Source organism: Gimesia fumaroli (assembly GCF_007754425.1).
GTDB classification, from domain to species: Bacteria; Planctomycetota; Planctomycetia; order Planctomycetales; family Planctomycetaceae; genus Gimesia; species Gimesia fumaroli.
The window spans coordinates 3,477,979-3,492,051 of record NZ_CP037452.1; the positions used below are offsets into that span (position 1 = coordinate 3,477,979).

Here is a 14,073-nt window from a genome sequence, read left to right on the forward strand (position 1 = left end):
GTCTCCTTGGAATGGGTGAGAGATAGTCCAACAGTCGTAAGCATAATTGATTTGTAAATTCTTTCCAATCTGATTCTGGATTATTTAAAATAACTTCATCAGAGGACAGTGGTAGACGCTTAATGGCTTTTTTGGACAGGCAAAATTGTCCCTGCGGGAAATGTCATGATCTGCCTGGCGACACGCTCTGCCTGACTATGGTCGTGAGTGATCCAGACGAAGGCAGGGATTTTATCTGAAGTGGAAAGCCATTTGAGAATGATCGCTTCAAACTGTTTTGTAGTGCCGGGATCGAGGCCGGACGTGGGCTCATCCAGTAACAGAATCTGGGGTGAGAGAATCAGGGCTCGTAATAACGCGACAATCTGCCCTTCTCCGCCTGATAGTGCGCTGGACTGGCGTTGCAGAAAGGATTCGGGTCTGTCGAAGGTATTTAGTAAACTGATCAACGCTTTGATGTCGTGCGGTTTGTGCTGGTTCACCTGAAATCCCAGTGCAAGCTTCAGATTGTCTTCTACGGTTCCTTCAATCAAGACTGGCCGTTGCTGCAGGTAAACGACCTGACTGCGAAATTCGGGGAGTTCTTTGTCTTTGAGTGGATTTCCGTGAAAACGCAGTTCCCCTTCCTGAATATCATCCAGAATGGCCAGAGAACGGAGGAAAAGTGTTTTCCCAGAACCAGTCGGACCAACGATGGCGATTCGGTCACCGGGATGGACAGCCAGTGAGACATTTCGGATCAGCCACTGTCCAGCCGTGGTCTGCCTGCCGATTTGCCGGGCTTCCAGCAGGCTGCCCTGGTCACTGAGTTCCTCGCTCATCAGACGACCTGTTCCATTTCGACCTGCTTGTACAATTCCTGCACACGGGAGTCCGACAGTCGGGCGGGGAGTAGTTGTGTCAGGTTATCAGCGGCGGCGGCCATGCCCCAACGAATCGATTCGGGAACCGTCCAGCCTTGATAGATTGCACTGGCGATGCCTGCTGCGAGACTGTCACCACATCCAATAGGGTTGACTGCCTCGACAGAAGCCGGGATAAACCGATAAACCTCATTGGCGGATGTGACCCACAAGGCAGATTTCCCCTGCGAGATCACAACCCAGGTCGCACCGCGACGATTGATGTCCTGCATGCCTTTGATTAATTCTTCAGTACTGGAAAGAACGCGGCCGAGCGTGCGTTCCAGTTCTTCGTGGTTTGGTTTGACCAGAAAAGGCTTGGCTGATAATGCCTCTTCAAGCTCAGTACCCCGGGCATCGAGAATAACCGGACACTTCGTCTTGGCTATGAGATCTCGATAAAATGTAACAGGGGTTCCTTCCGGCAGTGATCCAGTGAGGACTGCAACCGTTGCTGTTTCAGCGCAGCGGCGGTACTCGGCTGCAAAGGCCTTGACTTCCTGTTCCGAGATGGGGGTTGCATTTTCAACAAGTTCGGTCGTCTGTCCGGAAGATCGGTCCAGAATCGTCGTGCAAATGCGAGTCGGGTTTTCTTGATTAAGGTCGCGGAACGAAACGTCAAGTTCATTCAGTTCGGCTTCGATCAGACTCCGGGCATAGCCACCGGCAGGGAAAATGGTTTCACAAGGACAACCAAGGTGCTGGAGAGCAACCCCCACATTGATCACTTTGCCTGAAGCACACCAATGCGCAGACTGGCAGCGGTTGACTTCGCCGACCTCAAACGAGTTCACTTCTAGAATCTGTTGCCAGGCCGGGCTCAGGCCGGCTGCGATGATCATTTTCGAAATGCCTTCTCTGCTACAAAGGGTAAAGGGATCGATCTTTCCACCGTTTCAGGGAACTAATTCACCACGTAACATGATTTTGCCAACGCGGATTTTTGTCCCCTGATACTTGGGAGATTTGAGTTCCTCTTCAGGATTTTTCAGACGGAACGCGACAGGGCTGCGGTCAGGCTGTTCCGGATGAATTTCGACCGTCACCGAATGGATTTTGTCCGGATCAAGATTTTGTGCAAGATTTAATGTCGCGATCCGATGATAGGTGCAATAACTGTCGAAGCGTGGCGTTAATTTGGAATGCGGTTTTCCATCGACGGTGATCTTGACTTGACCGCCGTCGGGGCCTAACAGATCGTAGAGAGCGGCTTGAGTCCCACGAAAGCGAAAGGTAATGCGACTGCCCGGCTTGTCTGCTTCCCAGATTTGACCCATGCGGCCGCCAAATCGTTTTTGCAGAATATCGTCTGCTGGCAACTCTTGCCAATTTCCGGAAAGCATCGACTTATTCAAGGGGACCATCTTGGCATCGGACCAGTGTCCGGTGACAAATGGCTGTTTGAGTTTTGATGCATGATTCACAGGCTTGGATGTGGGCTGCATCTGCTGGATGGCATTGGCAATGACTTCTGTGTAGATTTCGTGTCCCTGATCAAGGGGATGTACGCCATCTTTGGAAAAGAGCACGATCTCCGCGGCGAGGGGTTTGTCAGATGTAAATTTGAGCTTTCCCTGCTGCTCAAGTTCAGAAATTTTTAATGCGACGTTGATCGACGGAATACCGTAATGGTCGGCCAGCAGTTCCATCGCGGATGCCGCCCGGGGGCACTCACCTTTTCTCAGATCCTTTTCATAATTCACGCGGAAGGTATAAACAAAACAGATATCCGCTTTGGGATTTGATTTCCAGATCTGACGGACAATCCCGTCCATCGATTCCCAGATGGATTCCGGCTGCCGGCCTCCATCATTGACGGCAAATTCGATAAAGACCAGATCGGGATGATGCTGCAGGACATCGTGATCCAGGCGAAACGCTCCCAGGTTGCTACCGGTCCCGCCGATGGCGGCGTGAATTTCATGGATTTTGGCTTGGGGAAACGCCTTTTGTAGCCATTTCGTGGTTTTGACTCTCCAGCCCGGGGCTGCTGTAATCGAGCCACCCAGGTACGCCACTCGGACTTCTTCGTTCTGTTTAAGTTTATTCAGGGTGTTACCTAGCCCCTGACGGGGTTTGACCAGTTTGGCTTTAACCGGATGGTAAGTAGGTGGGGCAGCCTGTGAGAATCCGACTGAAATGAGGGCAAAGAAAATAAGGGTGAGCAGCTTAACTGTAGATCGAGACATCGAGTTTCTTCTCCGTGAGTGCGTAAGGTCAAAAACGCATTTTAACGAATGCAATCGTAGAATGAAATGAGTGCTCTTCACAAGTCCGATAACTTGCTGGAGGAAATCAGTTATAGCAGGTCTTCCAGAATTTGGGTGAGCTCCGCATCGGAAAGTTCGCGCGGATTGCCGCTCATGCTGTTTCCTCGGGAGCTGGCCACCAGGTCCGGGATCTGTGCTTGAGTGACACCTAGACTTGAGAGGTTGCGAGGGATGTTGATCCGATCATTGAGTGTTTCGATATGCTCAATCAGATATTGTGCCGCCTCTGCTTCCGTGAATGACCGTTCGGGGGCGATAAATCTGGTGATTTCGGCGTATTCTTTTTGTCGAACTGACAGATTCGTTTTCAGCGTGGCTGGCAACATGACGGCGCACGCCAATCCGTGGGAAATACGGCAGTGAATTCCGAGCGCGGGAGCGACGCCGTGGGCCATTCCCAGACCGGAGTTAGCTAATGCGATACCCGAGAGTAGTGCTGCATGCGCCATGCTTTCGCGGGCATTGCGGGACGAACCGTCTTCGACGGCTTCAGCCAGTGCGGGCAAAGCCAGTTTGAGCCCCTGCAGACAGAGTGCTTGTGGAATGGGTTGAGCGCGGCAGGAGATATAGCTTTCCAGCAATTGGGTGATCGCATCCATGCCGGTTCTGGCTGTGATTTCAGGTGGAACGGAACAGGCGAGTTTGGGATCGCAGAGCACGAGGTTCGGAATCATCTCATCGGCACGCAGACTTTTTTTAAAGGCGGGCGAATAACTGGAAATGACCGCGTTCTTGGTGGCTTCGCTGCCGGTTCCGGCGGTGGTGGGAATCGCGAGTAGCGGAAGCGGTGCCTGTTTCAGTTGTAAGCCCTTCCCGACACCTTCGAGATAATCGAGAACGGTATCGCTTTCCCAGTTGGTGATCATCGCGGCGCAGGCTTTGGCCAAATCAATGCCGGATCCACCGCCGATGCCAATTAGAAAATCCCCTGCTCCCGCTCCCAGATGATGCAGGAGATTGGTGGTCTGATCAACGTCAGCTACCTCGGGCTCATTGGAAATGGTGCGAACGAATTCGCTCTCAATGTTGGATCGGAGCAGTAAGCGTTTTAATTCTTCAATCACCCCGTTTGATTCCAGTGAGCGGGAACCGCCGATGATCAAAGCCCGTTTGCCCAGAGACGTAGCCAGTGGACCGACTTCCTGAAAGCGGTCCCAGCCGAAACAGATTTGTTGTGGAGAGAAAAAGTTATAGTTCATGTCTGAAGGCATTCTATAAAAAAAGGGACACATCTCATGTAGATGCATCCCTTTTATTTTGAATCAGAGACGGATTATTTCTTTTTTAATTCTGCTTCGACGGCTTTCGTGACCTCTTCTGATTGCGGATTGACGCGTGTGCGGAAGCGGGCAGCGATTTCACCATCGCGGTTGATCAGGAATTTTTCAAAGTTCCATTTGACCGGGCCGGCGGTTTTGGGATTCGCTTTTTTGGATGTCAGGTATTTGTAAAGGTCAGTGGCATTTTCGCCGTTGACGTCGACTTTGCTGAACATGTCAAAGGTCACGCCGTAGTTTTTGGTGCAGAACTCAGAAATCTGTACTGCTGTGCCAGGCTCCTGAGCACCGAACTGATTGCAGGGAAATCCGAGGACAACTAGTCCCTGGTCTTTGTATTTTTCGTGAAGTGCCTGCAGGTCTTTGTATTGGGGAGTTGCACCACATTTGCTGGCGGTGTTGACGATCAACAAGACTTTATCTTGATATTTACTGAGATCGACTTCTTTGCCATCCAGAGATTTCATTTTGTGTTTTAAGACGGGGGGCACGGATTTCTTGCCGGTCTCGCCAGCAAAGGTATTCGAACAGGCAATAGCCAGTACAGCTGCCAGCATGGTCATGGTTTTAAGGTGTTTCATCGATCTCTCCAAAGCTTGGGATCCGGGCAATGTGCTCGGTTCAGAATAAATAAACAAGTGGTTCATTAGATCGCATCTTGCGAGAACATAACGGTCCCTCGTCTCCGACTGTTTTCATTATAGATCGAATGGAATCTAAAATGCTACAATCAAGGCGTCTTGGTACTTATTCTACTGAAACGTTGCTGAAACGGAAACCTGGTAAGTGGACAGCCTGAATTTTTTGTGAAAAACCAGTTTGATGTCAGGAGAGACGGCCATCGAGGTTCGCTTTGTGGAGCAGAGCGCGAAATAGTCCGGCTATGGGAAAGCCGTCTGCAGTGCTCCCCTCTTCAATATCTTGTTCGTTCACCCAGCGATTGCGGAGGTCTGCCTCCAATACTTTTCGCGCCGAGCTTTTAAGAGCCTGGAAGTCAAACAATTCAATAATATAATGTTCAGAGGGCTCATCTGGAGAAGGTTTGTCACTGAAAGCCAGATGTGCCTGTGGATCTTGCGAGATGATAAAGTCCTCAAAAGGAACCAGTTCATAAGTCTTTTCGATCTCCGAAATCAGGCAATGCTGGAAGGTTTCATAAGGCTTCTTTTTGGCACCGGGCAGCATGAATTCCTGCCGTTCATAATTCCAGTGTGCCAGCCAGTGGACTTTCTGATCGAGAGTGGATTGGAACAGGATAAACGAACCAACAAAGTTGCCCATCGTAGAAGATTACCTTTCTCGATCGCGAGATTCGGAGACGCTAAAAGATACAATTCGGCCCGGTAAAATTTTACCACTAAGGAAGTTATCAATAGTACTATTTTCTGGGAATTAAGGTACATCGTGTGAGAAATCCGGCTGAACTCCCAGATTCCGCGTTCATTCGGGAATCGCAGATTTCCCGTATTCTGAGGGAAATTCAGATTTTGCGATCTTTTTCCAGTTTCCCATTGCATGGCGCGAACCATATCAGTAGAATTACGCATAAGTATTCACATATGTGAATTTTTGTATTGCAGTGATTTACCCTCACTTGGTCCTACCCCCCATTTGGCCTACCCCCAGACGCAGATGTTGATGAATCACCACACTGATTCAAGCTCTGCCCGAGAGTGAAAAGGTTCCTTCCATGAAAATTCATCTTATCAGTGATCATCCCGATTTACCGGATATTGAGGTCAGTGTTGATGAGTTACCTGTTGTGCTTGGAAGAAGTAACGGTTGTGATCTACGGATTTTAGATCCAATGTTGAGTCGCCAGCAGTGCGAATTGACGTTCCATAACAATGCTGTCCGTGTGCGTGATCTGGAATCAACCAATGGGACGATTGTTAATTCTGCGCAAGTGAATGAAGCGCCTCTGTACCCCGGAGACATCATCACCATTGGCATGGCAAATTACGTCGTCAGCTATTATGACGATGAAAGACAGGAAGATTTCGAAGAAAGTTATTTCTCCGAGAATTCGATTTAGTCTTCTGTTTTTGCTAGTCTGCTTTTGTTGTGCGTTGAGTTGGTTTGTATTAACCAGACTCCCCTTTGTTACACAAAAATATTACTATTGCCAGAGTGGTTTTTCTCCCGCCTCTTTTATGTTTACTCTGCGCGAAGTAAGTTGACAGCGATGGAATCAGAAGAACTATTTGATGTGGTCGATGAACAGGACCAGGTTTTAGAACAATTACCGCGTTCTGTTGTGCATGCGCGAAAGTTGCTGCATCGGGCTGCAAATGTGTTTGTGTTCAATTCTGTGGGGGCACTTCTGCTGCAGTTTCGCTCTGCCACAAAAGATGAGTATCCTCACTGCTATACATCTTCCGCATCTGGTCATCTGAGTGCTGGAGAGGATTATCAGGAATCAGCTGAACGGGAGATGCTGGAAGAGATCGGCATTCAGACCCCACTTGAAAGGCTGGAGAAATTTCCCGGAACTCCGCACAACGCGTATGAGCATACCGTTCTGTTTCGCACGTTTTCCGATGGCCCTTTTACGTTTGATCCACTCGAGATCGAACGAGGCGAATTTTTCGAACTGCCTGTCATAGACCAGATGTTGAACGACCACGAACAGCAGTTTACCCCACCTTTCCGTCAGCTCTATCGCTGGTATCGTGTGAATCAAGGCGAGTAAAACAGGCAATTTCAGGGTATCTGCTAAATCTGAAAAACTCGAAAACGGATGAAAATTTGTTAGGAATTCCCTGATTATGAATTTATGATGAAGGTCGGTTCTCATCTCAATTCTTATTTGATTTAAGCCGACTATGCCAATTCTTAGAGCCATTTCTTCGAAACTGGTGTATGGGTCGTTGATCATCTGGGGAACGCCACTGCTCTTCGCAGTACTGATTCTGGTTCAAACCACTAGTTTTCGTGGTATGAAAAGTCCGACTTTTGATGAGACTTTTTTTTTGAATACTGCGTTGACCAGTATGAATCAGGGCTCGCTTGACCAACGAATCAGCGGGGAAGGTGTTGCTCCGATTCCCATTCTGCTGATTTATCTACCTGTGGCCTGGTTTGCGGGGGGCAGTCATCGCGCGGATGTGTGGCAGGGAGAACCTTCTGACCCTCCCTTGATTGATGAGGCGCGATTGATGAATGCGCTGTTGATCGGGCTTCCGATGATGTTTTTGATTTACCTCTGGTTATTGAAACGCAGGGGATTCGCCGCGGGGGCTCTAGGCGCAGCCTTGGTTACATTTTCTCCTACGGTGATTGCGCATTTTTCCCTGGCAACGACCGATGCCTGCCTCACATTGATGGCGTTGATTGCTTTGGCGACACTCACCCGTTACTGGAAAGAGCCGACCACCAGAAACTTATGGTGGCTAGCGGTAGCGGTATCACTAGCCATCTCGACAAAATATTCCGGTATCTTCCTATTGCCTTGTGTACTGGTCATTATGGCCCTGGTTGCGATGAAACAATTCAGTTCGGAGTCAAACAAAAAACTCTGGTTATTACTCAAACGAGTCACCATTTCTTTTGCCTTATTCTTGTTGCTTTTGATTCCCTTTACCTGGGCGTTTCATCTGTTCGGTTTCAGTGGGCCCCTGAAAACGGTGTCTTATGCAGAAACGCCGGACTATTCTGCCTGGGTTCGGGTTTTAGGGCGAGGCCCGATTGCCGAACAGATAATGGAAGTCTCTCACACCCATCTGAAACGCCCTGCTCCTGTTGCCGGTATCTTGTTTCAACTCCTGCATAATTTGGCGGGGCATGACGCGTATTTAATGGGACAGGTTTCCAATTCCGGCTGGTGGTATTATTTTCCACTGGCCTGGCTCTGGAAGAGCACGCCGGTTGAATTACTCCTGACGGTGCTTGCTCTTGTTTTGTGTCCCTTCTTTCTGCGAGATTGCTGGAATACGTGGCGTCATCCTGATAGCGAGTTTCCCGAGATCACGAAAGAAGAATGTCCTTCTACAGCAGGGCAGCAACCGACGCATCATGCACCCCAGATCTGGTTACTGGCGATGGCAGTATTGCTGGGTTTGTCTCTCACCAGTCGATTGAATTTAGGGCAGCGTTATTTACTCACGATTTATCCGCTCCTGTTTTTATTTACGATTGACCAGGTTTGGCACTGGTTTCAGAAAAGGACATATTTAGTTTACACATTTGCCGGGCTTTGTATCGGATTTCAGATTCTCGCGATCACATCAATCCAGCCGCATTACCTGGCTTACTTTAATCGGCTTGTTGGCGGTCCCGAAGCGGGGCATCAGTATCTGCTCGATTCCAATTTGGATTGGGGACAGGATCTGCCGGCACTCAAAGCCGCTTTGGATCAGTTGCCGTCCGAAAAGCGAGACCAATGTTTGCTGTACTACTTTGGGACCGCGCGGCCCGATGCTTATGGTATCTCTGCGCTTTCTTTAAAAGAGTCGTTGCCTGAGAAACTTGATCAATGGAACTATCTGGCACTCTCGACGAATCATCTGCAGGGGCTTTATACACACGGAACTGATCCGTTTGCGGGTTTCCGATCTTTGGAGCCATGGAAACGGGCCGGCTACTCCATTTATCTGTATGATTTAACAACGCCGGAAGCGAAACAGAGGTTGCAGAAATCCTTGGTGACACTACGAAAAATGCAGGCAGAACAAACAGCAAAATAGGTGCATGATCTGTTGAACTGAAACCAGATTGAGTGTTAGCCAGCCTGACTGTAGCCTCATATGGATCGTAATGATATAATCGATGATTGATGTGTTGCGGTGTTGTTCCTGGTTCTATCAAAATCAGAATTGACTGCGGAGATTGCTTTGATGAGACAGCGAGTCCGAAACATTGCCTGGTTCTCAAGCCTGCTGATTCTGGTTCTTTATCTGGGAGAGTCTCCGTCAATCGGTGTGGAAATCGAGTTTAACCGTGATGTTAGACCAATTCTGTCTGACCTCTGCTTTCAGTGTCATGGCCCCGACTCATCTCAGCGTCAAGCCGACCTGCGACTGGATCAAGAGAGCGGCCTCTTGGGAACAACTGATGCACCCAGCGTGGTCGTCAAAGGCAAGGCGGCGGAGAGTGAATTATTTGCGCGTCTGATTTCCAATGATCCCGATTTACAGATGCCCCCTGCCTCCTCAGGCAAACAAATTACCACCGCACAAATTGAAACGCTGAAACAGTGGATCAATAAGGGAGCGCAGTGGCAGAAACACTGGGCCTTCATTCCTCCCCGCCGTCCGGATGTTCCGCAAGTCAAACAGGCGGACTGGGTGCGGAATCCAATCGATGCATTTGTGTTCGCGCGGCTCGAACAAGAGGGCCTCGTCCCTTCAGCTGAAGCAGAAAAATCAACACTTTTGCGGCGTTTGAGTCTGGACCTGACGGGCCTGCCACCGAGCCTGGCGCAACAGGAACGTTTTTTCAAAGATGATTCTCCAACCTCTTATGAAGATCTGGTCGATCGGCTATTACAGTCTCCCCAATACGGCGAACGAATGGCGCTGGAATGGCTGGATGCGGCTCGGTATGCGGATACCAGTGGTTACCAGACGGATGGCGAACGTCATATGTGGCGCTGGCGCGAATGGGTGATTGATGCGTTTAACAACAATATGCCTTTTGATCAATTCACGGTTGAGCAACTGGCCGGCGATTTGTTGCCTGAGCCGACACTCAGCCAGAAAATTGCAACCGGCTTTAATCGAAATCATCGGGCCAATTCCGAAGGAGGCATCATCTTCGATGAATACCTGCTCGAGTACGCGGTCGATCGGGTCGAGACAACGGGCACGGTCTGGCTGGGGCTGACGATCGGTTGTGCTCGCTGTCATGAGCACAAATATGATCCCATTTCGCAGAAAGAGTTTTATCAGCTAATCGCGTTTTTCAATAATATTCCCGAACGGGGCCGCGCTATTAAATACGGCAACGCCGCGCCATTTATCAAGGCACCTACAAAACTGCAGCAACAAAAACTGACGGAACTCGATCAGAAAATCGAGAGCTATGAGCAGATGCTGCAAGAAGCGACACCTGCTCTGAAAAAATTTCAAACCTACTGGGAACAACAACCGCCGGCGAGCGACTTACAAAAAACGTTTCCGGAGCAAGATCAGGCCTATCAGATTGCCTTTGACGGTGATCTGAATCTCAAAGTGATCGGAAAGCAGAACACAGACTTCTATGCCAAGAAGACGAATGCATCCAGTGACTTGACGCGCAATCAGAAAGAAACCTCTTTGGAAAAACCGAAGTTTGTGAAGGGAATCGCAGGCCAGGCACTACGGTTAGACGGAACACAATCTTATAGGACAAAGCAGAAACCAACGTTGAGCGACAAGAACCCATTTTCGTTGGAATTTCAGATTTATCCAGAGCAGCCGAATGGGACGATACTCGCATCGCTCACGCCGGCTCAGGATGAGAGCGGCTTTCGCGTTTTTCTCAAAACGGGCCACTTACATATCAATTTCGGTCCGCGCTGGCTGGATGATGCAATACTATTCCAGTCGAAAAGAAAATTGAATATGAACCGTTGGTCGCATATTGTGTTGACGTATGCTGGTAATTCTCAGGCACAGGATTTTCAATTATATGTGAACGGCGAATCGCAGGAACTGGATGTTAATTTAAATTATCTGACTGGTGGATTTTCGTTTCCTTCACCACTGGAATTCGGGGCGTATCACGGTCGGGATCATTATCAGGGATTAATCGATGACTTGAAAATTTACAACTTCCAATTCTCGTCCGATCGAGCCGCAATCACATCGGTCGCAGAGCCGGTACGGAAGATTGTACAGATACCGGAAGCCGGGCGCACGCCGCAGCAACAATTGAAGCTGACTCACTATTATTTGTCAGTCATAGCGCCAGACAAAGCTCCGAAAAAATATCGCACCGTGTTTTCTGCATTGCAAAAATTCAAAAATCAGCGAGAAGCATATTATCGAAGCTTACCGACCAGCATGGTGATGCAGGAACGCGATCAGAAAAAAACAACATTTGTGCTGATGCGGGGGGAGTACGATAAGCCGGGCGAACAGGTCTCTGCCGGCATCCCGTCCAGTCTGGGTACCCTTCCAGAAAATCTACCCCGCAACCGTCTGGGGCTGGCCCGCTGGCTCGTTGATCCGGCAAATCCATTGACGGCGCGGGTGATTGTGAATCGTTACTGGCAGATGTATTTTGGAAACGGCCTCGTAAAAACAACCGAAGATTTCGGCTCGCAAGGTGCCTGGCCGACACATCCGGACCTGCTGGACTGGCTGGCGACAGAATTCATTCGTTCTGGCTGGGATGTCAAGCGGTTACAGAAGTTGATTGTCACATCAGCCACTTATCGTCAGTCGTCACATGTGTCAGAGACTAGGCAGCAGGCTGATTCAGAGAATCGACTGCTGGCCCGCGCCAGCCGCTTGCGTTTGTCAGCGGAGATGATTCGAGATCAGGCGTTGTTTACAGCGGGGTTACTGCGCACAAACATTGGGGGCCCGTCTGTGAAGCCGTATCAGCCGAAGGGAGTCTGGAAAGAGATAGCGAGTCAGGAGTATCAACCGGGGACGGGCGACGATCTGTTTCGTCGCAGCATGTATACGTTCTGGAAACGGACGGTACCTCCGCCGGCGATGTCGACCTTCGATGCTCCGTCGCGTGAAACTTGTATTGTAAAACGTTCGCGGACGAATACCCCACTGCAAGCATTGGCACTGTTGAACGATGTGACGTATGTTGAGGCGGCCCGCAATCTGGCAGAGCGGATGCTCAAGCAAAGGAGTCAAACACCGGCGGCCCGGATTCGGTATGCAATGCGTATCGTACTCGCACGGGAACCGAGCGAACGGGAACTGGAAATATTTATGAACGGTTTTAATCGGTATCGAATTCGTTTTCGAAACGATCCGAAAGCGGCAAAGAAATTGTTGTCCGTGGGGGACTCGCGTTCTCAAAAGCAATACAACATGGTGGAGCACGCGGCGTATACCGTGATTGCCAGTCTGATTCTCAACTTGGATGAAACGATCAACAGGGAATAATTGATGCCAAATATCAGAGACGAATTAGAGATGCAGGTCAACCGCCGTTCTTTTTTACGGCAGAATACAGCCGGCGTAGGGCTGGCAGCATTGGCGACACTGCTGCAGGAATCAGGAGCGGCGAAGCCGAAAGCTGCCAATACCAGTGGTCTGCACTTCCCTGCCCGGGCCAAACGGGTGATATATCTGAGCCAGTCGGGGGCTCCTTCGCAGCTGGATTTGTTTGATTATAAACCAGCTCTCAAAAAATTTCACAAAACCGAACTTCCCGATTCGATTCGCCGCGGACAGCGATTGACCGGAATGACATCGGGGCAGAAAAGTTTTCCGATTGCCGCCTCGATGTTCAAGTTCGCGCAGCACGGCAAGAGTGGTACCTGGATCAGTGAACTCTTGCCGCATACTGCGAAAATTGCGGATGAGATGTGCGTCGTCAAGTCGCTGCATACCGAAGCCATCAACCATGATCCTGCAATTACCTTTCTCCAGACCGGCAGCATCCAGGCAGGCCGCCCCAGTATGGGATCGTGGATATCCTATGGATTGGGAAGTGAAAACAAGGATCTCCCGACATTCGTTGCATTGACTTCAGGAGCGGGCGGGCAGCCGCTCTATGATCGTTTGTGGGGGAGCGGTTTTCTGCCGACGAAACATCAGGGAGTGAAGTTCCGTCGTTCGAGTGATCCGGTCCTGTTTCTCTCGAATCCGCCGGGGGTTAATGAACAGGCGCGGCGGGAAATGCTGGATGATCTCGGTGCGCTCAATCGCCTGGCACTTGAAGCAAAGGGAGACCCTGAAATCGCCACTCGGATTGCACAGTATGAACTGGCGTTTCGGATGCAAACTTCGGTACCCGAATTGACGGATCTTGCTCAGGAATCAGCAGCAACGTTTGAACTGTATGGAGAGCAGGCCAAACAGCCGGGGACCTACGCCGCCAATTGTCTGCTGGCGCGGCGTCTGGCTGAACGGGGTGTACGATTTATCCAGTTGTATCATCGCGGCTGGGACCATCATCTGAATCTACCGAGTAAGATCAAACAGCTGGCGAGGGAAACCGACCAAGCGACCGCGGCATTGATCCTCGACTTGAAACAGCGGGGCATGCTGGATGATACGCTGGTGGTCTGGGCGGGAGAATTCGGCCGGACCGTCTATTGTCAGGGAACCCTCACCGCCACGAACTACGGTCGCGATCATCATCCGCGATGCTTCACTGTCTGGGCGGCAGGCGGGGGGATGAAGCCGGGTTTGACTTACGGCGCAACCGACGATTTCAGCTACAATATCACCGAAAACCCCCTGCCCGTGCATGACTTGAATGCGACGATTCTGCACTGTCTTGGTATCGATCACAAAAGGCTGACATTCAAATTCCAGGGCCGCTACTACCGTCTGACCGATGTGCACGGGAATGTAGTGCGGCCGTTGCTGAGTTAGGCTTTTCTTCATTCTTGAGCTGACTTCTGGTTGAACGCCTCAACCAAGATCTTCTATCAGCACCCGGGGCATTTTGAGCCTCCTTGCGGTAAATCCCTTATACTAACGTATCTATGTGTAATTGTGTTGACAG

At 50.0% G+C, this 14,073-nt stretch carries 11 protein-coding genes; 5 read left to right on the forward strand and 6 right to left on the reverse strand.

What is annotated here, in order from left to right; all coding sequences use genetic code 11:
- Positions 1 to 119: 119 nt before the first annotated feature.
- The 6 genes from Enr17x_RS13195 to Enr17x_RS13220 all read right to left on the reverse strand — a co-directional run bounded on the left by Enr17x_RS13195 (position 120) and on the right by Enr17x_RS13220 (position 5,730).
- Entirely contained in the window at positions 120 to 821 is a 702-nt protein-coding gene (locus Enr17x_RS13195) for an ABC transporter ATP-binding protein (protein ID WP_145309414.1), read from the reverse strand.
- Positions 821 to 1,744, reverse strand: a complete 924-nt coding sequence (locus tag Enr17x_RS13200; protein WP_145309415.1) for a 1-phosphofructokinase family hexose kinase — start codon at positions 1,742 to 1,744, stop codon at positions 821 to 823. The genes Enr17x_RS13195 and Enr17x_RS13200 overlap by 1 nt, the downstream gene beginning before the upstream one ends.
- A 54-nt stretch (positions 1,745 to 1,798) precedes the next feature.
- Positions 1,799 to 3,091: a GDSL-type esterase/lipase family protein gene (locus Enr17x_RS13205; protein ID WP_145309417.1), complete on the reverse strand. Its 1,293-nt coding sequence runs from the start codon at positions 3,089 to 3,091 to the stop codon at positions 1,799 to 1,801.
- 110 nt (positions 3,092 to 3,201) lie between these two features.
- On the reverse strand, positions 3,202 to 4,371 hold the full coding sequence (locus tag Enr17x_RS13210; protein ID WP_145309419.1) for an iron-containing alcohol dehydrogenase: 1,170 nt from the start codon (positions 4,369 to 4,371) through the stop codon (positions 3,202 to 3,204).
- A 74-nt stretch (positions 4,372 to 4,445) separates the two neighbouring features.
- Complete coding sequence (locus Enr17x_RS13215; protein ID WP_145309421.1) at positions 4,446 to 5,030, reverse strand: glutathione peroxidase; 585 nt, start codon at positions 5,028 to 5,030, stop codon at positions 4,446 to 4,448.
- A gap of 244 nt (positions 5,031 to 5,274) precedes the next feature.
- Positions 5,275 to 5,730, reverse strand: coding sequence for a hypothetical protein (locus Enr17x_RS13220; protein WP_145309423.1), 456 nt, complete (start codon positions 5,728 to 5,730; stop codon positions 5,275 to 5,277).
- Between the two features lie 409 nt (positions 5,731 to 6,139).
- Here Enr17x_RS13220 and Enr17x_RS13225 point away from each other — a divergent pair, with 409 nt between their 5' ends.
- From Enr17x_RS13225 to Enr17x_RS13245, 5 genes are all read left to right on the forward strand, one after another.
- A complete protein-coding gene (locus tag Enr17x_RS13225; protein WP_145309424.1) occupies positions 6,140 to 6,484 on the forward strand; it encodes an FHA domain-containing protein in 345 nt (114 codons plus the stop codon).
- Between the two features lie 150 nt (positions 6,485 to 6,634).
- Positions 6,635 to 7,141, forward strand: a complete 507-nt coding sequence (locus tag Enr17x_RS13230; protein ID WP_145309426.1) for an NUDIX hydrolase — start codon at positions 6,635 to 6,637, stop codon at positions 7,139 to 7,141.
- A 133-nt stretch (positions 7,142 to 7,274) separates the two neighbouring features.
- Positions 7,275 to 9,134 carry an ArnT family glycosyltransferase gene (locus tag Enr17x_RS13235; RefSeq protein WP_145309428.1) on the forward strand — a complete coding sequence of 620 codons (1,860 nt, stop codon included), beginning with the start codon at positions 7,275 to 7,277 and terminating at the stop codon, positions 9,132 to 9,134.
- A gap of 150 nt (positions 9,135 to 9,284) precedes the next feature.
- A complete protein-coding gene (locus Enr17x_RS13240; RefSeq protein ID WP_232101047.1) occupies positions 9,285 to 12,500 on the forward strand; it encodes a DUF1553 domain-containing protein in 3,216 nt (1,071 codons plus the stop codon).
- 3 nt (positions 12,501 to 12,503) lie between these two features.
- Entirely contained in the window at positions 12,504 to 13,940 is a 1,437-nt protein-coding gene (locus Enr17x_RS13245) for a DUF1501 domain-containing protein (protein WP_145309432.1), read from the forward strand.
- Positions 13,941 to 14,073 lie beyond the last annotated feature (133 nt).